This is a genomic window from Hydrophilobacter chitinilyticus (assembly GCF_049860745.1).
GTDB lineage: Bacteria > Pseudomonadota > Gammaproteobacteria > Burkholderiales > Burkholderiaceae_C > Rhodoferax_B.
In genome coordinates, this window is sequence record NZ_CP187561.1 from 2,558,876 (window position 1) to 2,581,796 (window position 22,921).

General features: G+C 61.3%; 17 protein-coding genes. 11 read left to right on the forward strand and 6 right to left on the reverse strand.

Annotation, left to right across the window (positions count from 1 at the left end; all coding sequences use genetic code 11):
* Positions 1 to 42 precede the first annotated feature (42 nt).
* From egtB to ACPWMG_RS11410, 8 genes are all read left to right on the forward strand, one after another.
* Positions 43 to 1,275 carry an ergothioneine biosynthesis protein EgtB gene (gene egtB, locus ACPWMG_RS11375; protein WP_483305232.1) on the forward strand — a complete coding sequence of 411 codons (1,233 nt, stop codon included), beginning with the start codon at positions 43 to 45 and terminating at the stop codon, positions 1,273 to 1,275.
* A gap of 59 nt (positions 1,276 to 1,334) precedes the next feature.
* A complete protein-coding gene (gene egtD, locus ACPWMG_RS11380; protein WP_483305233.1) occupies positions 1,335 to 2,291 on the forward strand; it encodes an L-histidine N(alpha)-methyltransferase in 957 nt (318 codons plus the stop codon).
* 12 nt (positions 2,292 to 2,303) lie between these two features.
* Complete coding sequence (locus tag ACPWMG_RS11385) at positions 2,304 to 2,585, forward strand: DUF427 domain-containing protein (protein WP_483304750.1); 282 nt, start codon at positions 2,304 to 2,306, stop codon at positions 2,583 to 2,585.
* Positions 2,586 to 2,653: 68 nt separating this feature from the next.
* Positions 2,654 to 3,436 carry a 2OG-Fe dioxygenase family protein gene (locus tag ACPWMG_RS11390; protein WP_483304751.1) on the forward strand — a complete coding sequence of 261 codons (783 nt, stop codon included), beginning with the start codon at positions 2,654 to 2,656 and terminating at the stop codon, positions 3,434 to 3,436.
* A gap of 131 nt (positions 3,437 to 3,567) precedes the next feature.
* Positions 3,568 to 4,005 carry a universal stress protein gene (locus ACPWMG_RS11395; RefSeq protein ID WP_483304752.1) on the forward strand — a complete coding sequence of 146 codons (438 nt, stop codon included), beginning with the start codon at positions 3,568 to 3,570 and terminating at the stop codon, positions 4,003 to 4,005.
* Between the two features lie 644 nt (positions 4,006 to 4,649).
* Positions 4,650 to 4,835, forward strand: a complete 186-nt coding sequence (locus ACPWMG_RS11400) for a hypothetical protein (RefSeq protein WP_483304753.1) — start codon at positions 4,650 to 4,652, stop codon at positions 4,833 to 4,835.
* Positions 4,836 to 4,982: 147 nt separating this feature from the next.
* Positions 4,983 to 9,461: an SdrD B-like domain-containing protein gene (locus ACPWMG_RS11405; protein ID WP_483304754.1), complete on the forward strand. Its 4,479-nt coding sequence runs from the start codon at positions 4,983 to 4,985 to the stop codon at positions 9,459 to 9,461.
* The gene (locus ACPWMG_RS11410; protein ID WP_483304755.1) at positions 9,462 to 10,415 is read left to right on the forward strand and encodes a hypothetical protein; all 954 of its coding nucleotides are present in this window, start codon (positions 9,462 to 9,464) and stop codon (positions 10,413 to 10,415) included.
* Positions 10,416 to 10,485: 70 nt separating this feature from the next.
* Here ACPWMG_RS11410 and bktB read toward each other — a convergent pair whose 3' ends face one another.
* Positions 10,486 to 11,670 (reverse strand): beta-ketothiolase BktB, encoded by a 1,185-nt coding sequence (gene bktB / locus ACPWMG_RS11415; protein ID WP_483304756.1) that lies wholly within the window; start codon positions 11,668 to 11,670, stop codon positions 10,486 to 10,488.
* 96 nt (positions 11,671 to 11,766) lie between these two features.
* On the opposite strand from bktB, the gene ACPWMG_RS11420 reads away from it, so the two are divergent.
* On the forward strand, positions 11,767 to 12,006 hold the full coding sequence (locus ACPWMG_RS11420; protein WP_483304757.1) for an HP1242/YdcH family protein: 240 nt from the start codon (positions 11,767 to 11,769) through the stop codon (positions 12,004 to 12,006).
* A gap of 171 nt (positions 12,007 to 12,177) precedes the next feature.
* Positions 12,178 to 13,107, forward strand: coding sequence for a polyphosphate kinase 2 (gene ppk2, locus ACPWMG_RS11425; protein WP_483304758.1), 930 nt, complete (start codon positions 12,178 to 12,180; stop codon positions 13,105 to 13,107).
* A gap of 85 nt (positions 13,108 to 13,192) precedes the next feature.
* Here the strand turns inward: ppk2 and ACPWMG_RS11430 are convergent, their stop codons facing one another.
* The 4 genes from ACPWMG_RS11430 to ACPWMG_RS11445 form a co-directional block, all read right to left on the reverse strand.
* Complete coding sequence (locus ACPWMG_RS11430; protein WP_483304759.1) at positions 13,193 to 13,951, reverse strand: SDR family NAD(P)-dependent oxidoreductase; 759 nt, start codon at positions 13,949 to 13,951, stop codon at positions 13,193 to 13,195.
* Positions 13,952 to 14,084: 133 nt separating this feature from the next.
* Complete coding sequence (locus ACPWMG_RS11435; RefSeq protein WP_483304760.1) at positions 14,085 to 14,744, reverse strand: RluA family pseudouridine synthase; 660 nt, start codon at positions 14,742 to 14,744, stop codon at positions 14,085 to 14,087.
* Positions 14,737 to 15,039, reverse strand: coding sequence for a VF530 family protein (locus ACPWMG_RS11440; RefSeq protein ID WP_483304761.1), 303 nt, complete (start codon positions 15,037 to 15,039; stop codon positions 14,737 to 14,739). Before ACPWMG_RS11440 ends, ACPWMG_RS11435 begins: the two co-directional genes overlap by 8 nt.
* Positions 15,026 to 17,320, reverse strand: a complete 2,295-nt coding sequence (locus ACPWMG_RS11445) for a PAS domain-containing hybrid sensor histidine kinase/response regulator (protein ID WP_483304762.1) — start codon at positions 17,318 to 17,320, stop codon at positions 15,026 to 15,028. The genes ACPWMG_RS11440 and ACPWMG_RS11445 overlap by 14 nt, the downstream gene beginning before the upstream one ends.
* Before the next feature lie 338 nt (positions 17,321 to 17,658).
* On the opposite strand from ACPWMG_RS11445, the gene ACPWMG_RS11450 reads away from it, so the two are divergent.
* Entirely contained in the window at positions 17,659 to 20,004 is a 2,346-nt protein-coding gene (locus ACPWMG_RS11450; RefSeq protein ID WP_483304763.1) for a putative bifunctional diguanylate cyclase/phosphodiesterase, read from the forward strand.
* A 25-nt stretch (positions 20,005 to 20,029) separates the two neighbouring features.
* Here ACPWMG_RS11450 and gcvP read toward each other — a convergent pair whose 3' ends face one another.
* Positions 20,030 to 22,921 carry an aminomethyl-transferring glycine dehydrogenase gene (gcvP, locus tag ACPWMG_RS11455; RefSeq protein WP_483304764.1) on the reverse strand — a complete coding sequence of 964 codons (2,892 nt, stop codon included), beginning with the start codon at positions 22,919 to 22,921 and terminating at the stop codon, positions 20,030 to 20,032.

Below are 22,921 nucleotides of genomic sequence, written 5' to 3' on the forward strand. Positions count from 1 at the left end.
ACCTTGTCACTGGTGGACGTGCGTCCCGCAGTGTTGACCCGCATGCCATGTCCCTTGGCGCAGCAGTATGTGGAGGTGCGGGCGCACAGCCTGGCGCTGGCGCAGCCGCTGTCGGCCGAAGACCAGTGTGTGCAGTCGATGCCTGATACCAGCCCGACCAAATGGCACTTGGCGCACACCACCTGGTTTTTTGAAACCCTGGTACTGCGCCCGCACGTGCCGCAGTACGCGGTATTCAACGAGCAGTTTTTCTACCTGTTCAATTCATATTACGAAGCCCTGGGGCCGCGCCACCCACGGCCCATGCGTGGCCTGTTGACACGGCCATCGCTCGACGATGTTTTGGCGTACCGCGCCCATGTCGATGCCGCGCTGCTGTCGTGGCTGGCCAGTGCCGCGCCGTCCGACATTGCTGCGGTGGAGGCCACGCTGACGCTGGGCCTGCACCACGAGCAGCAGCACCAGGAACTGCTGCTGACCGACATCTTGCACGCGTTCTCATGCAACCCGTTACTGCCCGCGTACGCCGAGTCTCCCACGCGCGAAGCGCCCCGGCTGCGCTTGGCGGATGTGTCTCAGTCGAACGGTTGGCTGGCACAGGACGAGCGCATCGTGGAGGTAGGGCACGCGGCGGAGCCGGGCGCCGGTTTCGCGTTCGACAACGAAACCCCACGTCACCGCCGCCTGCTGCCCGCCTATGAGATCGCCACGCACCTCGTGACCTGTGGCGACTATGCGGCCTTCGTGGCCGATGGCGGCTACCAGCGGCCGGAACTTTGGCTGTCGGACGGCTGGGCCGAAGTGCAGCGCCAAGGCTGGCGGTGCCCTGCCTATTGGTTGGCCGAAGGCGACGTGCGTGCCACTACGGGTGGGTCGGGCTGGCATGTGTTCGGCCTGCATGGCGTGCTGCCGCTCGATCCAGGCGAGCCGGTCAGCCAGTTGAGCTTTTTTGAAGCTGCGGCGTACGCCGAATGGGCCGGTGCGCGCCTGCCCACCGAGTTCGAATGGGAGGCTGCGGTGGATGACCTGGCCATGCAGCAGATGCTGGGCGTGGTCTGGCAGTGGACGCGTTCGTCTTACGACCCGTACCCGGGCTTTCGGCCCATGGCCGGGGCGGCCAGCGAATACAACGGCAAGTTCATGGTGGGCCAACTGGTGCTGCGTGGCAGCAGCCTGGCCACACCGCCGGGCCATGCGCGCGGCACTTACCGCAACTTCTTCCCGCCGGCGGCGCGCTGGCAGTTTTCAGGTCTTCGACTGGCGAGGGACGTATGAAGATGTTCTCCAAGCAACTGCAAAGCGCCTACCGTGCGCTGCCAAACATGCCCTTAGCCATGCCATCGGTGCCGCAATCGGCCGCATGGGCCGAATCGGAGTTTGCCCACGACTTGGTGGCTGGGCTGTCGGCCCAGCCGCGCAGCATCTCGCCCAAATATTTCTACGACGCGCAAGGCTCCGCGCTGTTCGACCAGATCTGTGAATTGCCCGAGTACTACCCCACACGCACCGAGCTGCACATTCTGCAAACCCATGCGCCAGAAATGGCCGAATGCATTGGCCCGCATGCCGAGTTGGTGGAGTTTGGCGCGGGCTCGCTGCGCAAAGTGCGTTTGCTGCTGGATGCGATGGACCACCCCGCGCGCTACCTGCCGATCGATATTTCGGGTGAACACCTGCTGCAGTCGGCCGAAGGACTACGCCAGGCGTATGCCGGGCTCGACGTGTTTCCGGTGGTGGCCGACTACACGCGCGACCTGATTTTGCCGCACCCGGTGGCTGGGGCAGGGCGGCGCGTGGGCTTCTTTCCGGGTTCGACCATTGGCAATTTCACGCCCGCGCAGGCACTGCATTTTCTGCGCATGGCCGCGCGCGTGTTGCGCGGCGGTGGGCTGTTGCTGGGGGCCGATCTGGTCAAAGACCCGGCGCAATTGCATGCCGCCTACAACGATGCGCAGGGTGTGACGGCGGCCTTCAATCTCAACCTTTTGGCGCGCGCCAACCGTGAGTTGGGTGCCAACTTTGATGTCGCCTCGTTCGCGCACAGCGCCTTCTACAATGCGCCTGAACATCGCATCGAGATGCACTTGGTGAGCCGCTGCAGCCAGCGCATCAACCTGTGCGGCCAGGTGTTCGACTTTGCAGAAGGTGACAGCCTGCACACCGAAAACTCGCATAAGTTCACCATCGACAGCTTGCGGCTCCTGGCCACGGCTGCCGGGTTTACGCCCGGGCCGGTGTGGACCGACCCGGACCATCTTTTCAGCTTGCACTGGTTGCAAGCCCCAGTTTGAAAGAAGACACCTATGAAAGCCATTTGGAACGGCGCCGTGATCGCCGAAAGCGATGACCTGACGGTGGTCGAGGGCAACCAATATTTCCCGCTGTCGTCGCTCAACCGCGACTACGTGACCTTCAGCAACCACAAGACCACCTGCCCTTGGAAGGGCCAGGCGAGCTACTTCTCGCTGCTGGTCAACGGTGAAATGAACGCCGATGCGGCCTGGTATTACGCCGAGCCGAAAAGCGGCGCCGAAGCCGTGGCCGACCGCGTGGCGTTCTGGAAGGGTGTGCAGATCGTCGCTTAGTGGGGCTTGGTGTGCGGCTTGACCCCAATCAAGCCGGGTCGCAAAAATCGCACTACGATGTGGGGGTCATGAGCACCCCCATTCTTTTCCCCTCGTTTGCGCCTCCTGCCCAGGTGGTGCCCATCCTGCGTCAGCAGGGTTATGCGGTGTTGAGCCCGAGCGGCGTGAGCCAGCTCACCGGCTGCAAGCTGGAGGCACTGTCTGCCTTGAACGCCAGTTGGCACGACCTGCCGCCCGACGCCTATTTAAAAGACGGCGGTCGTTACCGCCGGCGCCGCCACTCGTGTTTTGTGGTGCAGGGCGATGCGCTCACTCAGGTGCCGCACCGCCCGCACTGGCAGCCGTTGGCCTATAACGCGCTGCACGGCGGCATGGAGCGTTGGTTCGAGCCGATGCTGGCTTCTGATGTGCAGGCACCCGCGTGGTCGCAACTGCTGCTGTCGCTGGGGCACGTCTGCAGCGCGTTGAAAGGCACGGGGGGTACGGAGGGCTCGGAGGGCTCGGAGGGCTCCGCCCCGGCCACGCCTTGGTACGTTGAAGCGCACCAGTTCCGCATCGACACCACCGACGGCATTGGCCGCCCCACGCCTGAAGGCGCGCACCGTGACGGAGTGGACTTTGTGGCCGTGCTGCTGGTCGACCGTGTGGGCATCAAAGGCGGCGAAACGCGTGTGTTTGAAGCCAATGGCCCGCAAGGTCAGCGCTTCACGCTCACCGACTCGTGGTCGATGCTGCTGCTGGACGACGAACGCGTGATCCACGAATCCACGCCCATCCAGCCGGTGGCGGAGGGCGGTTACCGCGACACGCTGGTGCTGACGTTCCGCTCGCAGGCTTTCCAAAGCAGTTGATCGGCTGGGGACGAGGGTGTAGAGAAATCATAGGCAGGGTTTGGTCCTACACCCGCTGTCGGCAGGTGTCCTTATAGTCAAAAAACAAGGCCGGTTCATCGTGAGCCAGCCCGTGACGTAAGGAGGCTGTGATGTTCCAAAACATTCTCGTTCCCGTGGATGGTTCGCCCACCGCATTGGTGGCCGTAGATAAAGCCATTGGCTTGGCCAAGGCCTTTGGCAGCTCCATCACTTTGGCGCATGTGATCGACCCCTATCCCTACATCGGTGTCGGAGCTGACTACGCCCTGGGGCAAAACGAATACATGGCCGCTGCCACGGCGGGGGCCAATCTGGCTCTGGAAAACGCAGAAGCGCCGATACTGGCTGCCGGTCTACCTTGCCAGCGCCGCGTGGTAGACGGCCACGTGGTGGAAGACGGCATTTTGAGCATGGTGAGCGATCTGCACATTGACTTGGTGGTGATGGGCTCGCACGGCCGCCATGGCATTGAAAAGCTGCTGCTCGGCAGCGTGACACAACGCGTGCTGTCGCATATCAGCGTGCCGGTGTTGGTGGTGCGCGGGTAGGGCATCCGGACCCTCCCGCAGGCTGCCTTCAACGCAACGCATTCTTCAAAGCGTGTGATCTGTGGGCTCAGGCACTTCGATGCATGGTTCACATGCGTCTGAAGGTGTCTTGTCGTTCTTCAAATTTCCCCAGCCAGCGCCATGCACCCTCTCGGGGGGGCGTGAGTGCTGCGCGTCCTGACGCTTCTTATTTTCTCTTGACCTGAGAGCACATTCTTCAGACGTTGAACGTTGCATTCGTTCGACGCTGGCGGCTGGGGACGTTTGAAATTGTCACGGCCGCTGCTGCTTTTGACAGGGTGGCCCAATCTGTGTTCCTTAAACCCATATCAACGTCTATGGGGCGTGAATGGTGTAGGCGCGGCAGCATTCGCGCATTTTTCACGCTTTAAATTTCCGAAGAAAGATTTCATTCGATCTTTTTGGTTTCGAGTCTTGGAGAAATGCGAGCGCTTTTTGAAAATTGCCTATGGAGCGGCGTAACTCGAAAAACGAATTGCATGCATATGAGTGCCCATTTGTTATTTCTTATTACGGATTGCTTATTGCGGCCGCATATATTGGATTCGCCAGATTTTGAATGTGAATGAAATGGCATTCATTTGATGGATTCAAACTTTGCCAAACTGCCACGGAGTTATCGCATGCAAGCAATCAAAAGAATCGCCATGGGTGGGGCGCTATTCGTTGGCGCCTTGGAGATAGCTCTGGCTGCCCCTTGTGGCAACGATGTCGGCATCACATGTGCTGCGCCTGGAGCTGATGTGTTTTCACCGTGGGGGTTGGCTTTGGTGGGCGCCATGGTGGCCGTGCGTTTTTTTAAAAAGTAAGTCTTTTATTGCTACGCGCGGGTCGTTTCTCCGGTTCGTCTTTGAATCAAGCCTCTTGGGGACTGTGTCTGCACTGGCGCGGCCCTCAGATGTTTGCTTTGCCGTGCCTTATTTGACCGCAATATCCATTCTTCAAGGTAAATAAAAATGAGTACACCGTTTTTTAATTTCACTATCTCTTATCCCGGTAATTTGTTGGAGCATAGTTTTCTGGATCTCACGGTCACCAACAGCAGCATTTTTCCGCCTGGCACCGTGCTGGATGGCTGGTGCTTGGACAAGAGCATCGACGTCAGCCCCGGCAGCACGTACACAGGTTACGTGTACTCGGCCTACGAGCCGCCGTCGATCAGCAGTATCCTGCCGCGCATTGCTGGTTACGTGGACCATCTGGACAGCGTCAATTGGCTGTTGAACTACTACACCGACACCAATCCGCAATACAACTGGGGCGAGGTGCAGGCCGCTATCTGGACCCTGATGGGGCAGGACTACAAGACCGAGCTGAACTACATCCAGGATGGTGGCGCGGTGCTCGATGCCGATGTGAACAGCCTGGTGTCCCTCGCGCTGGCCAAGGACGGCTACCACCCGGGTTTGGGTGAATCGATTGCCATGATCGTCGACACTGTGGACGCCAATGGCAGCCATGGCCAGCCGCTCTTGGTCGAAGTCAAAGCTGCCGCCTTGGGCGACCGCGTATGGAACGACGCCGATGCCGACGGCCTGCAAGACAGCGGCGAACTAGGCATTGCCGGCGCCAAGGTGGAACTGGTGCGTGACGTCAACGGCAACGGTGCCATCGAGGCCAACGAAGTGCTCAGCACCACCACCACTGATGCCAACGGCAACTACCGCTTCACCGGCTTGATGCCCGGCCTGCAGTACCAGGTGCGCTTCACCCAGCCCACCGGGTTTGATGGCATCAGCCCACGCAAAGTCGATGGCTCCAGTACCTCTGGCACCAACAGCGATGGTCTCTTGTCCGACGTGGTGGTGCTCAAGGCCGGTGAGTACAACCAGACCATTGACGCCGGCTTCCACAAGAAGACCGTGGTGCCGCCCACAACCGTCAGCCTGGGCGACCGTGTGTGGCTCGACACCAATGGCAACGGCCAGCAAGATGCCGGTGAAGTCGGTGTGGCAGGCGTCACTGTCAAACTCATCAACGCGGCAGGCACTGTGCTGGCGACGCAAACCACCGACGCCAACGGCAACTACCTGTTCAGCCAACTGGCCCCTGGCCAATATGGTGTGGAAGTCACCAAGCCAACGGGCTACAGCTTCACCACCGCCAACGTCGGCGCCGATGCCACCGACAGCGACGTCAACGCCATCACGGGCCGAACCAGTCTGTACACCTTGGCCGCTGGAGAAACCAACCTCACCGTGGACGCCGGTTTGAAAGCCAACACCGTGCCACCGGTAAACACCGCTGCTCTCGGTGACAGGGTCTGGTACGACGCCAACGGTAACGGCCAGCAAGACAGCGGCGAAGCTGGTGTGGCGGGCGTGAGTGTCAACCTGCTCAACGCCGCTGGCACGGTGCTGGCGACGCAAACGACCGATGCCAACGGCAACTACCTGTTCAGCAACCTGGCCGCTGGCCAATACGCGGTCGAGTTCGTCAAGCCCAATGGCTATAACCTGACCACGCAAAACAGCGGTGCCGACGCCACCGACAGCGATGCCGATACCAGCACCGGCCGCACCGCTCTCTACACCCTGGGAGCCGGAGAAAAAAATCTGACGGTGGATGCCGGCCTGTTCCAGCTTGCAGCCCTGGGTGACCGTGTCTGGTTCGACACCAATCTCAACGGCGTGCAAGACGCGGGCGAGTTGGGCAAGGCCGGTGTGCAACTCCAACTCTACAAGGTCGGTGCTGACGGTCTGGCGGGTACGGCCGACGACGTGTACGTGGCAGGCACTTCGACCGACGCCAACGGCAACTATCTCTTCACCGGACTGACGGCCGACCGTTACACCGTCAGGGTGACCGGCGTGGGCCTGAATGCAGCCACCGAGCAATTCACGATTGCGAACGCAGGTGGCAACGATGCGACCGATTCCGACCTGACCAAAATCGGTACCAATGGTGTGAGCGGCTATACCGACGTGGTCAACATCGCGTTGGGCGATGAAAACCGCACGGTCGATATCGGTATCACGCCCCTGCTGGGCAGCATTGGCGACACCGTCTGGTTTGACACCAACCGCAACGGCTATCAGGACGAGGCTGGCACGGGCGTGGCCGGCGTCACGGTCAAACTGTTGGGGGCTGGTGCCGACAAAGTGTTTGGCACCGCTGACGACACGGTGCTGGCCACCACCACCACTGATGCCAACGGCAAGTACTTGTTCACGCGCCTGGACAAGGGCGACTACCAGGTCGAGTTTGGCAACCCGGGTGTAGGTAACACCTATACCGTGCAGGACTACGGCAACAACGGCTATGACACGCTGGACAGCGATGCCAACCCGGCCACTGGCCGTACCGGTACTGTGAGCCTGGCGCTTGGGCAAAACCGTACCGACGTGGATGCCGGCATTGTCGACAAACTCGGAGCCTTGGGCGACCGTGTCTGGATCGACACCAACCGCAACGGTGTGCAAGACGCGGGTGAATTGGGCAAGGCCGGTGTCACCATCAATTTGTTTAACGTGGGGGCTGACGGTATCGCGGGAACGGGCGACGATGTCTATCTGGCCCAGAAAGTAACCGATGCCAACGGCAACTACTTGTTTACCGATCTGAAGGCTGGCAACTACGCGATCAAGGTTTACAACGGCTACGGCCTGAATGCCGCCACGGAGCAAGCCACGATACCCAACGCGGGTGGAAATGACGCAACCGACTCTGATCTGAGCAAACTCGATGCAGACGGCGTGGGTGGCTACTCCGACGTGGTCGCTTTGGCCAAGGGCCAGACCAACCTGACGGTGGACGTCGGCATTGTTGAAAAACTTGGCAGCATTGGCGACACCGTGTGGTTTGACACCAACCGCAACGGCTACCAGGACGAAACCGGTACCGGTGTGGCTGGTATCAATGTCAAGCTCTATGGCGCTGGCGCCGACAAGTTGTTTGGCACGGCAGATGATGTTGTGCTCGCCACCACCAACACCGATGCCAACGGCAAGTACCTGTTCTCCAACCTGCAAAAGGGCGACTACCAAGTCGAGTTTGGCAACCCCGGCGCGGGCAACGAATACACGGTGCAAGACTATGGCAACAACGGTTATGACGCAGCAGACAGCGACGCAAACCGTTTGACCGGCCGTACAGGCACCATTACCTTGGCGGTGGCACAAAACCGCACCGACGTGGATGCAGGCATCGTCGACAAACTGGGTTCTTTGGGCGACCGCGTCTGGATCGATACCAATCGCAACGGCGTGCAAGACGCGGGTGAAGTGGGCAAGGCCGGCGTGCAATTGCAGCTCTATAAAGCCGGTGCCGACAACCTGGCCGGCACCGCCGATGACGTCTATGTGGGGGTGACCACAACCGATGCCAACGGCAACTACTTGTTCACCAACCTGGCCGCGGGCAACTACACCGTCAAGGTTACGGGTGCGGGCTTGAACGCCACTACAGATGCTTTCACGACCGCGAATGTGGGGGACAACGATGGGGCCGACTCCGACCTGAGCCAGCCCCTGGCCAATGGCATCAGCGGCTACACCGATGTGGTGGCGCTGGGCAAAGGTCAGACCAATTTGACTGTGGACATTGGCATCGTCCAAAAACCGGCAAGCTTGGGCGATCATGTCTGGCTGGATTCCAACAAGAATGGCCAGCAAGATACCGGTGAGCGCGGTGTGGCCGGCGTGTCGGTCGCATTGATTGGCGCCGGTGCCGACAACGTGTTTGGTACCAACGACGACATCGTGTTGAGCACGCAAACAACGGACGCCAACGGCAACTATCTTTTCGCCAATCTGAACCCTGGCCAGTACCAAGTGCAATTCACCCCGCCTGGCGATTTGCAGTTCACCAAAGCCAACATCGGAGCCGATGCCACAGACTCGGATGCGAATCAGACCACGGGGCGATCGCATGTGGTGACGCTGGTTGCAGGGCAGTCCGACCTGACGGTGGATGCCGGTTTGCAAACACCAGACCCGACACGGCCAGATGTTGTCGACGTATGTGAAGACCGGACGGCGACGTTCAATGTGTTATCCAACGACAACCCGGGTTTGAAGCTCATCAGCGTGACGCACGAAACTGCTGCGCTGGACTCAACGTTCCAAAGCAAGGCTGGCGCGATCTCGTTCACGGCCGATGGACAGGTCACCTACAAGACCATGACCAATTACTACGGCTTCGACAAGCTGATCTACACGGTGGAAGATGCGGCAGGTAACCGCTCAACACAGACTGTAGACGTGACGGTCAAGGCTGTTTCGGACGCACCGACTGCGGTTGGCGGCGCCAGCTACCACCCTGGTGGCTGGGAGAAGACCTACAACGCTGGCGGTGTTACGCATTGGGTGCATGGCTACACGCTAAGTGACTTTGGTACGTTCAGCGACGCGGCAGACCAACTACAACAGTTCGGCACCTACAACAGTGGCGTTGCCAATGATGTAGATACCTTGCAATCTGTGGTGGTCACCTGATTGAAGGGCGCCAATGCGGGCTCAGCCGACATTGTCTACAACGGACAAGTGCTGGATTTCAGCCAAGGCCAGACCTATGAAATCTCGGTGGCTGATATCCAGGCGGGCAAGCTGGATTTGGATTTCCGAGTGGCCTTCGTGAGTTATCAACTCGGCTGGCAGTTCAAAGACAGCGGCGATGTGGTCAACAACGCCTGTTACGACGGCACGGTGATCTCCAACCCAGGTACCACGACCATCAGCACGCCGATTGCACTCGACCTGAACGGCGACGGCAAGATCGGTGTGACCGGTGCGACGTCGTCCTACCAAAAAGATGCGCATGCCGCGTTGGGCCACACCGTGCAGTTCGACATGAACGGCGACGGCGCCAAAGAAACCACCGAATGGTTCAACGGCTCCGGCGACGGCATCTTGATCGACAACCGCGACGGCCATGCCGCGACCAACATGAGTGGCCTGCGTTTGTTTGGCGACCAAGGCGGTGCGTTTGGCAACGGCTACTACAAGCTGCAAACCTTTGACACCAACCACGACGGTAAGCTGTCGGGCAAGGAGTTGAGCGGCATCGAACTGTGGGTCGACAACGGCGACGCGGTGGTGCAGGACGGTGAAATCCAGACCCTGGCTCAACACGGTATTAACGCCATTGGCACAGAACTGTCGATGACGTTCGACGCTGAAGGCAAGCTGCACATCCAGTCCACCGCCACGCGTACCGATGGCAGCACGCTGCTGAGCGAAGACGTGTTCTTTGCTGGCACAGCGAACACGGCGCCAAGCCTGGCTGAAATTGTGGGTGACGACGCCTCGCTGGACACCGTGTTGGGTGCTGCTGCCCCCGCCGCCCCTGACGTGTTTACCCAGTGCTTCTCGCCAGACACCACCGTCATGGCCGAGGTGTTGCGCAAGATGGTGTCGGCGCATGCTGCCGTGGAGACGGCCGCAGCGTGATTTGTTTTTGAAAGTGGCGTTTCGAAAGAAACGTCTTCAGAGGCCCGCGCCGCGCGCGGTGCCTCTTTTTTTATGCGCGCTCGAAAATCGCGGCAATACCCTGGCCGCCACCAATACACATGGTGACCAGTGCGTAGCGGCCGCCGATGCGGTGCAGTTCGTGGATGGCCTTGACGGTGATGACGGCACCGGTGGCTCCGATCGGGTGGCCCAGCGAAATGCCTGAGCCGTTGGGGTTGACCTTGGTCGGGTCGAGCCCCAGGTCGCGCGTCACGGCGCAGGCCTGTGCGGCGAAGGCTTCGTTGGCTTCGATCACATCGAGATCGTTTACCGTCAGGCCAGCCAGCTTCAAGGCCTTCTGGCTGGCGGGCACGGGGCCGATGCCCATGTATTTCGGGTCTACGCCGGCGTGCGCGTAAGCCACCAAACGTGCCAAAGGCTTGAGGCCGCGTTTTTCGGCGACCGACTTTTCCATCAGTACCACAGCGGCGGCGGCGTCGTTGATGCCGGAGGCATTGCCCGCGGTCACCGTACCGTTTTCCTTGGCGAACACCGGCTTCAGTTTGGCCATGTCTTCGATCTTGGCATCCGCACGGAAGTGTTCGTCGGTGGTGTAGGCCACTTCGCCCTTTTTGCTCTTCAGCATGACCGGCACGATCTGGTCTTTGAAGTAACCGGCCAGCGTGGCACGCTCGGCACGGTTATGGCTTTCCACGGCCAGGCGGTCTTGGTCTTCGCGGGTGATGCCCCATTTGGCGGCGATGTTCTCTGCCGTCACGCCCATGTGGATGGTATGGAAGGGGTCATGCAAGGCGCCCATCATCATGTCGACCATTTTGGCGTCGCCCATGCGTGCGCCCCAGCGTGTGTTGAGCGAAGCGTAGGGCGCGCGGCTCATGTTTTCGGCGCCGCCGCCGATGGCGATGTCAGCGTCACCCAGCAAAATGGTCTGTGCGGCCGACACCACGGCCTGCAGGCCCGAGCCACACAAACGGTTGACGTTGTAGGCCGGGGTTTCCTGGCTGCAGCCGCCGTTGATGGCCGCTACACGCGAGAGGTACATGTCCTTGGGTTCGGTGTTGACCACATGGCCAAACACCACGTGGCCGACTTCGGCGCCATCGACGGCTGCGCGCTCCAAGGCGCTACGCACCACGGTCGAGGCCAGCTCGGTGGGCGGGACATCCTTGAGGCTGCCACCAAAGGTTCCGATGGCGGTGCGTACACCACTTACAACTACGACTTCGCGTCCCATATTGGCTCCTGAAAATTTTGCTTGAATCGGCGCATACTGCGCTTGGCAGCATTCTGCTCCACGTCGAACTGAGACAGATTAACCAAGGAGACAAAGATGGAACTGTTGAACCACGATCTCGCGCACGAGTTTCCGCAAATGGTGGGGAAGATGCGCAGTTTGAAAATTTCGAGTGCGCGTTTTCTGCACCTGTTCAACGACTATGACGAGGTCAACCACGCGATTGCGCAGTTGGAGCAGGATGGCATTCCGGTAAGTGACGAGCGTTTTGAAGACATGAAGAAGCGCCGTCTGAAGATCAAGGATGACATCTATCAGATGTTGCTCGCCAACTAGCCTAACGAAGCCACGAGCCGCCCGTTTAGCAAGGCCGCACACCTCTGACTCGACACGCCACTGTCACAAAATAGACATGTTGAGCCGCTACTCTCGGCAGGATTAGACCTGCAGGAGTAGCGTGTGGACATTTCGGCGAACGGGGCGGATAGATTCGATGGGGCGAATAGCATGGACGCCGCAAACGGTGCGCTGGTGGAGCGCCTGCACCGTGACTTGATTGACAGTTACGACGAAGAGCTGGAGTTGGCTCTGGAGGACCGTTCATGGTCCGAGTCAGAAGATGGCTCGGATGTGATCAGCAGCGCCATGGATGGCCAGGACGACAAGGCTGCGCGCCGGCGTTACTTCCAGGAACTGTTCCGCTTGCAAGCAGAGCTGGTGAAGTTGCAGGACTGGGTGGTTTCCAGCGGCCACAAGGTCGTGATTTTGTTCGAGGGCCGTGACGCTGCGGGCAAGGGCGGGGTGATCAAGCGCATCACGCAGCGCCTCAACCCCCGTGTATGCCGCGTGGCCGCGTTACCCGCGCCCAATGACCGCGAGCGCACGCAGTGGTACTTTCAGCGCTACGTGGCGCATTTGCCGGCCGCTGGCGAAATGGTGTTGTTTGACCGCAGTTGGTACAACCGTGCCGGTGTGGAGCGTGTGATGGGATTCTGTACCGACGCGCAGTACGAAGAGTTCTTCCGCTCGGTGCCGGAGTTCGAACGCATGTTGGTGCGTTCGGGTATTCAACTCATCAAATATTGGTTCTCGATTTCGGACGAAGAGCAACATCTGCGCTTCTTGGGCCGTATCCATGATCCGCTGAAGCAGTGGAAGCTGAGCCCCATGGATTTGGAGTCCCGTCGCCGTTGGGAAGACTACACAAAGGCCAAAGAAATCATGCTAGAGCGCACGCATATTTCAGAGGCGCCATGGCACGTGGTGCAGGCTGACGACAAGAAAAAAGCGCGTCTGAATTGCATCCACCATCTGCTCAACCAGATGCCTTACCAAGAGGTGGCGCACCCACCCATCGTGTTGCCCGAACGCGTGCGCAACGATGACTACATCCGCCACCCCGTGCCACCCGAGTTGATGGTGCCGCAGGTGTATTGAGTGACTTGGGGCTTCGCCGGTTGGCGGAGATGAAAACAAAAAAAGGGGCATGGCCCCTTTTTTGTTTTTGTGCGTTTAGAAACGCTCAGTCGCGCACGTCGGCCACCGGATTGCTGCCGAAGTCGGGGCGCGCCAGATACGCCAGCACCTGCTTGGCGGCTTCAGCCGGGGTAGAGAGTTTGTCGCCACTTTTCAACCCGGCGAAATTGGCTTGGTCGGGGAAGTCTTTGGCACTTGCGCCGCGCAACGCCGCTTGCATATCGGTGTCGATGACACCGGGTGCGAGCGAGCAGACTTTGGCGCCATGGGGCTTGAGCGATTCATCCAGTGCCAGGCAGCGGGTGAAGTGGTCCAGCCCGGCTTTGGCGGCGCAATAGCCGGCTTGTGACGCCATGGCGCGGCGGCCCAGGCCAGACGAAATGTTGAGCACGCGGCGCTGGCCTTTCCATTCGGCCGTGGCGTGCAAGAACGCTGCCGTCAACTGCATGGGCGCTTCGAGCCCCACACGCAGTGCGTGTGCCAGATCGAGTGGGTCGGCGTTGCTCAGCGGCACCAACTGGGCCAGCGTGCCGGCGTTGTTGATGAGCGTCGCGGTCGCGAAGTCACCATGGCCCTGGTGCTGCAACCAGTGCGCCAAATGTTGCGCCACCGGGATGCTGGTCGTGAGGTCGTGTGACCATTGTTCCAGCGTGGCACGTGCGCTCGTTGCGTGGGCTTCCAGCAACGCGTTGGTTCGGCGCGAAATAGTGATGACGGTGTTGCCTGGTTGCAGCAACTGCTCGGCGATGGCCAACCCCATGCCGCGCGATCCGCCCGTAAGAATGTAGAGGTTTGCTTGTGTCATGCGGCCATGATAGCGCGCTCTTTCTGCGCTGTGTGACTCGGATTCACCACGTTGCAAAAGTCACTGGATACTATAAAGTTGCTAGCTGCTGCTGCCTTTGCAGGCTACCCGCAAAGCCTGCAGGCCTGAAATTTCAGAACGGCGTGGGCGCTGTGAAAACCACAGGCTCGCGCAATACCGGATGCACAAAACCCAGCGTGCCCGCGTGCAATAACAAGCGGGGCGCAAGCGCTTGCGTTGCGTCGTCGGCGTACAGCGCATCCCCCAGAATCGCATGGCCTATCGCTGCCATATGCAGCCGCAATTGGTGGGTGCGTCCGGTGATGGGCTCCAGCTCCACACGTGCGGTGCCGGGCAGTTGCCATGGTGCCAAAACCCGCCAGCGTGTCTGGCTGGGTTTGCCTGTGGCGTGGTCCACCACGCGCAGCGGGCGGCGTGCCCAATCGGCGCCAATCGGCAGGTTGATTTCTTGCCACGGCGTGGGCAGCGTCTCTTGGGGCTGGATGTTGACGACCACTGCCTCATAGCGCTTGGACACTTGTCTTTGGGCAAAAGCATAGGACAGGTCGCGTTGTACGGCCACGCTACGGGCCATGACGATCAGGCCCGATGTAGCCATGTCCAGGCGGTGCACCACCAGAGCTTCGCCAAAGGCTTGCTGGGCGCGTGCGGACAGGCAATCTTGTTTGTCGGGGCCTCGGCCGGGCACGGCCAACAAGCCAGCGGGTTTGTTCAGGATCAGCAGTGCGTCGTCGGCGTAGATCAGATCCAGACCGGCGCCAGGTTCATCCACGGTGCGATGGCGGCTTGGGCGAAGAGGGGAGTGCACCGCGCTTTTGCTCGCGCAACATGAAGAGGTACAGCCCCTCAACCTTCTCGCGTGCCCATGGCGTTTTGCGCAGAAAAGTCAGGCTGGAGCGGATGCTCGGGTTCAGCGCGAAGCAACGCACGGGCACACGCTCGGCCAGTTCCTCCCAGCCATAGACTTCGACCAGGGCGGTCAAGATGGCTTCGAGTGTGAGTCCGTGCAAGGGGTTGCGCGGCTGGCTTGTCGGGGCTGCAGACGGCGGCGTTTCAGTGGGGGTCATGGTGCGGGAGTGTAGACCGGGGAATGTCTTCGGACGCGTCGTCTGCGTGAGTGTCTGCGTCGAAAGCGCTGTCGATGTCAAAGTCGGTTCCGTCACTCGGGGCGGCACTTGCATCGGCTGGGGCTTCTGCATCAGTTGCGAGCTGGGGAGAAGGTGGCCTGGTGAAGCCGTCGCTGCCCATGATCAACTGCTGCACGGTGGCGCACAGTTCTTCGGCGTCGTTGGGTTTGTGGATCAGCGCGCGGGCGCCTTCGGCCAAGGCGCTTTGCTCGATCTCGCCGGTGACGTAGCCTGAAGCCAGCGCCACAGGCAGGTCGGGGCGAATCAAGCGTGCTTCGCGCACCAGGTCCACACCGCAGTACCCCGGCATGTTGTAGTCGGTCACCAGCAGGTCGTACGAATGGGCGTTGGCGCGTAACTCGGCGGCCGCGTGGTGCGGGTCGGAGAAGCCGCTGACGCGGAAGCCGCGGCGGCGCAGCAACCGCTTCACCAGAAACACCAGCGCCTGGTCGTCGTCCACATACATCACGTGTTTGCCCTGGCCATCGACGTTGGGCGATGCCACCGGTTCGGGGGCGCTGGGTTGCGCCTCGTCTGCCGACGCCGCAGGAAAGTAGAGTGTGAACACACTGCCAAGGTCCGGGGCGCTTTGCACGTCCACCGCGCCGGCATGGCTGCGCATCACGCCATGCACCACGGCCAGGCCCAGGCCCGTACCCTGGCCGACTTCTTTGGTGGTGAAGAACGGCTCAAACACGCGCAGCAGGGTTTCGTCGTCAATGCCTTTGCCGCTGTCGCGCACGGCCAGCATGGCGTAGCGGCCGGGCACCAAGCCTAAGCGTTCACACAACCGGGCATCGGGCAACACGCCCGAGAGTTCAATCGCCACCGTGCCACGGTTGTCGCCGATGGCCTGGATGGCGTTGGTACACAAGTTGAGCACGGCTTGCTCGACTTGCGTGGCATCGGCCAGCACCACGGGCGTGTTCTCGTTGACGTGCAGGTGCAGCTCAACCGCTGGGGGCATGGTCACGCGCAGCAGGCGCTCGGTTTCGACCACCACTTCAGACAGCGCTACCGGCTGGCGGCGTGGCGCTTCGTTGCGGCTGAAGGTCAGAATCTGCCGCACCAGGTCGCGCGCGCGGCGGCCGGCTTTTTCGATCTCTTGCAGGCTCACCAGGGCGGGGGAGTCGGCACCAGCGTCTTCCTTGGCCAGTTCCACGTTGCCCAGAATGGCGCTCAAGATGTTGTTGAAGTCGTGCGCTATGCCGCCGGCCATGGTGCCCACGGCCTGCATCTTTTGCGATTCGCGCAGCTGCGCTTCGAGCATGTTACGGTGCTTCTCGGCGCGTTTGCGACTGGTCAAGTCACGCGCGAAGATGGTGGTGGTGTCGCCATCAGGATGGTGTTCAAACGACACACTCACCTCGACCGACAAGCGCTTGCCACCAGCGGTGAGCGCGTTCATCTCGCCCAGCAGCGCTTGTGTGGAGATCTGGTTGTGCGACAGCGCTTCAGCCGCTGTGGGGAAAAACCGGTCCAGCGGCGAGCCCAAGGCCTGTGCCGATGGGCATTGGAACAGCGCTGCCGCCGTGGGGTTGAACACGGTGATGCGCTGGTGCTGGTCGACGCAGATGATGGCGTCCAATGCCGAGTTGATGATCGCCTCCAGCCGCGCTTCGCTCTGGCGCAACTGCTCGTTGCGTTGGCGCAGGGCGGCACCGCTTTGCTGCAGCGCGCGCCGCTCGGTCACCAGTGGGCCTTGGTCAATCACGGCGCAGATGAAGTGCACCTGTGGCTCGTGCGAGGCCTCCAGCCGTGCGATGTGCAGGTCGCCGGTGATGGTGCGGTCGGCGCCAATGTTGAACAGCACCTCGGTGGTTTCGCAATGGCCATCACTCAGCGCTTCGCGAAACGCCTGGCGGACTTGCTCGGTGCAGCCGGGGCTGACAAACGGCATCAAGAAATTCAGCGGCTGGTCGCGTTCGGTCGGCTGAAACAAGCGCTGTGCCATGGAGTTGCATTGCACCACCATGTCCAACTCGTCCACCACCATCAGCGCCAAAGGCACGGCCGAGAAGAGCGTTTCAAAGCGTTCTGAAGCGCCTTCGGCCATGGCCTGGCTGTAGCGCAAGACCTTGTTCTGGCTCTCCAACTCCGACTGATAGCTGCGCAGATCGCGCACCAGTTGTTCAAGTTGCGCTTCATCCGCCGCGGATTTGCGCAGGCCCGATGCGTGGGAAAAACTGGACGTCAACGGTGCTGCCGATTTGGAACGCATGGCGGTGGAGATCGATTCAGTGGTGGGGCGGCGTGGTCAGCATTGGGGGGCTCGCCGGTGCTGCCGACGGATCAACGTAGTTTACGTTTTCATCCCACTCAAGTGCGCGATTGGTTGGAGAACCCACCTCAATAAATTGAAAACAGATTCGATGGCTACACGGTAGTCCTGCCAGGGGAGGCCAGGTATTAATGCACATCTTTTGTCTTATGTTTAATGTGTATACGAATAAAGATTTTGATTTTTTGAGTTTTCGTTAATACTTGCGCATCTTTTGCGTATCCAATTTCTGCCATTTGGGTGGCGTGTCGTCGCCCCAAACTCAAAGTCCATAACTTGTGATTCTGACTCCCAGCGTGACCGCTGAACTGTTCTACCCACTGATGATCAATGGCGCGATCAGCTTGATCGTGGGGACGGCACTTCTGCTGGTGTGGCGTAACCACCGCGCGCAACGCTATGTGCGTGAACTGGGTTTTGCGCACATAGCGCAGTCGCTCACACCGTTTGGTTACCTGGCAACCCGGTTTACCGATGACGACAGCCTTTCACGCTTTGTCTTTCTGATGGTGGTCGCTGCCAGCCAGGGCGTCTACTTCTGGTTGATGTCAGCAGGCATCAGCCGCATGTCGAGTTGGTTTGCGGCCAAGTCGCTGCGGCGCAATTTCATGTTCACCGCCCCGGTGATCGTGGCTGGCATCGGCTTGTATGGCGACCCGCTGGCGGCGGCGTGGATGTCTCCGGTGGCCAGCGTGGTGCTGGGCGCTGCGGCCACCGCATGGTTGTGGCGCGGCAATGTGGCAGAGCGTACGCTGGGGCCGGTGTTGATCTTGGTGGGCTTCTCTCAGGCCGCTTTCCCGATCTGGGGTGATGCCGGGGTGGCCTGGCAGGCGGCTGTAGGCGCCACGCTGCGGGTGGTGATGGCCTTGGTGCTGGTGTATTCCACGCTGGAGAAATCGAAACTGCAGTCGCAAAGCCTGCAGCACCGGCTGTTCCAGTTGGTGGAGCGTTCGCACCAAGGTGTGCTGGTGTATGACGGTGCGGTCGTTCTTTATGCCAACGCGGCGTTTCTGCAGATGCATGGCTGCGCCAGCCAGAATGAAGTCAAGGTGGCGCAACTGGAAAGCACCATTCCGGCCAACGATGTGCAGCGGGTGCGCGAGCTCTACGCGCGCCTGGAGCGTGGCGATAGCGCGGAAGTGCATTGGCAGGGCTGGCGTAACCGCTTGCGAGGCAACCGGTCTCCCATGTGGTTGCGCGAAAGCGCCTGGCGCACAGTATGGGATGGACGCAAGGCCACACAAATTCTGGTGACCGATGAGACCGCCCAGCACGGCGTAACCGAAGCCTTGCTTCGCCAAGCCTTGCATGACGAATTGACCGGACTGCCCAACCGCGCTGCGTTGCTGCTGGAGTTGCGCAAGCGCTGTGGGCCGGGCCGCAAAAGCCCGCCGTTTGGGTTGGCCTTGTTGGGGCTCGACCGGTTCAAGCTATTCAACGAAGCCCATGGACATTCGCTAGGAGACGAGGTGCTGCGCTTGACCGCCAATGCCCTGAGAGACGTGCTGGGCAGCGACGCCCAGGTGATGCGTGTCGGCGCCGACGAGTTTGCCTGGCTGGCCCCGGCCGATGGTTCGGGGCCGGATGTGGTGAGCCTGTGCACACAGGTGCAGAGACGTCTGCGGCAACCGCTGGGGCTGCCGCAGCGTCGCCTGTTTCTGGATGCCTCGATTGGCGTTGCGCTGTTTCCGGAGCATGCCCACAACGCCGAGACCCTGCTGCGCGCCGCGAACGCCGCCATGCACATGGCCAAGAGCACGCCGGGGCCATCACAAGCCATGGCAGATGCCAGCTTCGCTCACGACTCCAGCCAATCGCTGGACCAGGAGCAAGCCTTGCGCCATGCGATCGCGCGGCGCGAATTCAGCCTGCGCTACCAGCCCAAGGTCAACGCTGGGGACGGCCGCTTGATTGGCTTTGAAGCTCTGGCCCGCTGGGACCGTGGTGGCATAGGAGCAGTGTCTCCGGCTGAATTCATTGCGGCAGCCGAGCGTACCGGGCTGATCAGTAACCTGGGCTTGCTGCTGTTGCGTCAGGCTTGCCAGCAGGTCGCGGCTTGGCGCGATGCATTTGGCGAGGTGGTGCCGGTGGCCGTGAACGTGTCGCCGCTGCAACTGCTGGAGGGCGATTTCCCTTCGCGTGTAGCGCACTTGCTCGACCGCTTCGGCCTGCCGGCCGAGGCCATCACGTTGGAGTTGACCGAGTCGGCCGCCGTCGCCAATCTGGACTTGGTGCGGGGGCAAATTGAGGAGTTGCGCACGCTGGGCGTAGAGGTGGCGCTGGACGACTTTGGCACCGGCTTCTCATCGTTGAACCTGCTGCGCAGCTTGCCTGTGCACACCGTGAAGATAGACCGTGGCCTGATTGCGCCGCTCCCTGCGCCCGACGCCGTGGCCGTGGTGCGCGCGATTTGCCAACTGGCACGTGCCTTGGGTTTGAGCGTTGTCGCCGAGGGCGTTGAGAACCATGCCCAGGCCGATGCCGCACGTGATGCTGGCTGCGATGCGTTGCAGGGCGAACTGTTCGCCCGGCCTCTCACACTGGCGCAGGCGGGCGCATGGCTGCTGGCCGCGAGCTACTACGACACAGAAGACGAAGAGGCTACGGCGCGCATGCCGCCATAGCCTTTGTCGTTGGCTTGCTGAGGTCTTACTGGTAGTCGCTCACCGGCACACAACTGCAGAACAGGTTGCGGTCGCCGTAGACGTTGTCGACGCGGCCCACGGGCGGCCAGTACTTCAGCTGCTTCAAGCTCGGCACGGGGAAAGCGCCCAATTCACGCGGATAGGGATGGTCCCACTCAGCGCCCAGCAAGCTGGCGGCGGTGTGCGGCGCGTGCTTCAAAGGGTTGTTGTCTTGCGGCCAGGTGCCGGTTTCCACCAGACGGATCTCTTCGCGGATGGCGATCATGGCGTCGACAAAACGGTCCAGCTCGTCCAGCGTTTCGCTCTCGGTGGGTTCCACCATCAAGGTGCCGGGCACGGGGAAGCTCAGCGTCGGCGCGTGGAAGCCGTAATCCATCAGCCGCTTGGCCACGTCTTCTGCGGTCACGCCGCTGGTGTCTTTCAGCGGGCGCAGGTCCAGAATACATTCGTGTGCCACATGGCCGTTGGCGCTGGCGTACAGCGTGGGGTAGTGGTCCTTCAGGCGCGAGCTGATGTAGTTGGCGCTCAGGATCGCAATCTCGGTCGCGGCCTGCAGGCCCTCGGCGCCCATCATGCGGCAATACATCCAGCTGATGGGCAGCACCGAGGCGTTGCCCAAAGGCGCTGCCGACACTGCGCCCACCACGCCGGGGATGTTCGACGTGGCATGGCCTGGCAGGTAGGGCACCAGGTCTTCCACTACACACACCGGGCCCACGCCGGGGCCGCCGCCGCCGTGCGGAATGCAAAAGGTCTTGTGCAGGTTCAAGTGGCTCACGTCGCCACCAAACTCGCCGGGCGCGGCCACGCCCACCAGCGCGTTCATGTTGGCGCCGTCCACGTATACGCGGCCACCATGGTTGTGCACCATGGCGCAGAGTTCCTTGACCTGGGTTTCAAACACGCCGTGCGTGCTGGGGTAGGTGATCATCACGCAGGCCAGGTTGGCGCTGTGTTGTTCGCACTTGGCCTGCAGGTCGGCCATGTCGACGTTGCCTTGCGCATCACACGCCGTCACCACCACCGTCAGCCCCACCATTTGCGCGCTGGCCGGGTTGGTGCCGTGCGCGGACGATGGAATCAAGCAGATGTTGCGGTGGCTTTGGCCATGCGCGTCGTGAAAACCTTTGATGGCCAGCAGCCCGGCGTATTCACCTTGCGAGCCGGCATTGGGCTGCAGGCTGATGCCGGCGTAACCCGTGGCCTGGCACAGCCAGGCGCGCAGTTGTTCGTCCAGCAGCGTGTAGCCCAGGCGCTGCTCGGCCGGGGCAAACGGGTGGATGCGCGCAAACTCGGGCCAGGTGATGGGCATCATCTCGCTGGTGGCGTTGAGCTTCATGGTGCAACTGCCCAGCGGAATCATGCTGCGGTCGAGCGCCAAGTCTTTGTCGCTCAGGCGGCGGATGTAGCGCAGCATGCTGGTTTCAGAGTGGTGCGTGTTGAACACCGGGTGCGTCAAAAACGGCGTGGTGCGGCGCAACTCGGAAGGGATCAGCAACTCGTGCACACCTTCCAGTTCCTGGAACAGCGGCGCGTTGACGCCGGCTGGAGCAAACACCGCCCACAGGCGCGTGATGTCTTCACGCGTGGTGGTCTCGTCCAGCGAAATGCCCAAGTGTGAATTCAAGCGATAACGCAGGTTGATGCCCGACTGGCGAGCGTAGGTAGCTATTGAATGTGTAGCGTCTTCGGTCTTGACTGTGAGCGAATCAAACGCGCTGGCATTGGTGATGGTGTAGCCCATCTGCTGCAAGCCGCGCGCCAGAATGGCGGTGAAGCGCGCCACACGTTCGGCGATGCGCAATAGGCCTTGCGGGCCGTGGTACACGGCGTACATGCTGGCCAGCACGGCTGGCAGCACCTGTGCCGTGCAGATGTTCGACGTGGCTTTTTCGCGGCGAATGTGTTGCTCGCGGGTTTGCAGCGCCAGGCGGTAGGTGGGCTGGCCGTGGCTGTCCACACTCACACCCACCAAGCGGCCGGGCAGCGAACGTTTGAACGCATCGCGGCAGGCCAGGTAAGCGGCGTGCGGGCCGCCGTTGCCCATGGGCACGCCAAAGCGCTGGGTGCTGCCGAGCACGATGTCAGCGTCCCACTCGCCGGGCGGCGTGAGCAGGGTCAAGGCCAGCAAGTCGGCGGCCACGCAGAAGGCCGCGTTTTTGGCGTGGGCTACACCCACCAGCGGACGCAGGTCATGCACCGTGCCGTTGGTGGCGGGGTATTGGGCCAGCACGCCGAAGAAGTCGCCTTCAGCCATCAACTGTGGCAGCGGCGTGGTGGCGGTGCTCACCACGATTTCAATGCCCAGCGGCTTGGCGCGGGTACGAATGACTTCAATGGTTTGCGGGTGGCAGTCGCCGGCCACCAAAAACACGTTGCTTTTGCTTTTGACGCTGCGCTTGGCCAGCGTCATGGCTTCAGCGGCGGCCGTGGCCTCGTCGAGCATGGAGGCGTTGGCAATCGGCATGCCGGTCAGGTCGCACACCATGGTCTGGAAGTTCACCAGGGCTTCCATGCGGCCTTGCGAAATTTCGGCCTGGTAAGGCGTGTAGGCGGTGTACCAAGCGGGGTTTTCCAGAATGTTGCGCTGGATCACGCCGGGCGTGTGGGTGTCGTAGTACCCCTGGCCAATGTGGCTCTTGAACACCTGGTTCTTGGCGGCGATGGCGCGCAACTCGGCCAGCGCTGCGGCTTCTGTCACCGGCGGCGGCAGCTGCATGGGGTTGCTGCGCGCGATGCTGCGCGGCACGATGCCGTCGATCAACTCGCGGCGCGAGCTGGACTCGACCACGGCCAGCATGCGGGCCTCGTCGGCCTCGTCGATGCCGATGTGGCGGGCAATGAATTCGGCGGGGTTCTCCAGCGCCTCAAGCGGGGTGGCGGCGGACATCAGCAT

Bases quoted from the DNA above. Each gene is read 5' to 3' on its own strand.
- egtB (WP_483305232.1), top strand. From the start codon at position 43: ATGCCATGTCCCTTGGCGCAGCAGTATGTGGAGGTGCGGGCGCACAGC.
- egtD (WP_483305233.1), top strand. From the start codon at position 1,335: ATGCCATCGGTGCCGCAATCGGCCGCATGGGCCGAATCGGAGTTTGCC.
- ACPWMG_RS11385 (WP_483304750.1), top strand. From the start codon at position 2,304: ATGAAAGCCATTTGGAACGGCGCCGTGATCGCCGAAAGCGATGACCTG.
- ACPWMG_RS11390 (WP_483304751.1), top strand. From the start codon at position 2,654: ATGAGCACCCCCATTCTTTTCCCCTCGTTTGCGCCTCCTGCCCAGGTG.
- ACPWMG_RS11395 (WP_483304752.1), top strand. From the start codon at position 3,568: ATGTTCCAAAACATTCTCGTTCCCGTGGATGGTTCGCCCACCGCATTG.
- ACPWMG_RS11400 (WP_483304753.1), top strand. From the start codon at position 4,650: ATGCAAGCAATCAAAAGAATCGCCATGGGTGGGGCGCTATTCGTTGGC.
- ACPWMG_RS11405 (WP_483304754.1), top strand. From the start codon at position 4,983: ATGAGTACACCGTTTTTTAATTTCACTATCTCTTATCCCGGTAATTTG.
- bktB (WP_483304756.1), bottom strand. From the start codon at position 11,670: ATGGGACGCGAAGTCGTAGTTGTAAGTGGTGTACGCACCGCCATCGGA.
- ACPWMG_RS11420 (WP_483304757.1), top strand. From the start codon at position 11,767: ATGGAACTGTTGAACCACGATCTCGCGCACGAGTTTCCGCAAATGGTG.
- ppk2 (WP_483304758.1), top strand. From the start codon at position 12,178: ATGGACGCCGCAAACGGTGCGCTGGTGGAGCGCCTGCACCGTGACTTG.
- ACPWMG_RS11430 (WP_483304759.1), bottom strand. From the start codon at position 13,951: ATGACACAAGCAAACCTCTACATTCTTACGGGCGGATCGCGCGGCATG.
- ACPWMG_RS11440 (WP_483304761.1), bottom strand. From the start codon at position 15,039: ATGACCCCCACTGAAACGCCGCCGTCTGCAGCCCCGACAAGCCAGCCG.
- ACPWMG_RS11445 (WP_483304762.1), bottom strand. From the start codon at position 17,320: ATGCGTTCCAAATCGGCAGCACCGTTGACGTCCAGTTTTTCCCACGCA.
- gcvP (WP_483304764.1), bottom strand. From the start codon at position 22,921: ATGCTGATGTCCGCCGCCACCCCGCTTGAGGCGCTGGAGAACCCCGCC.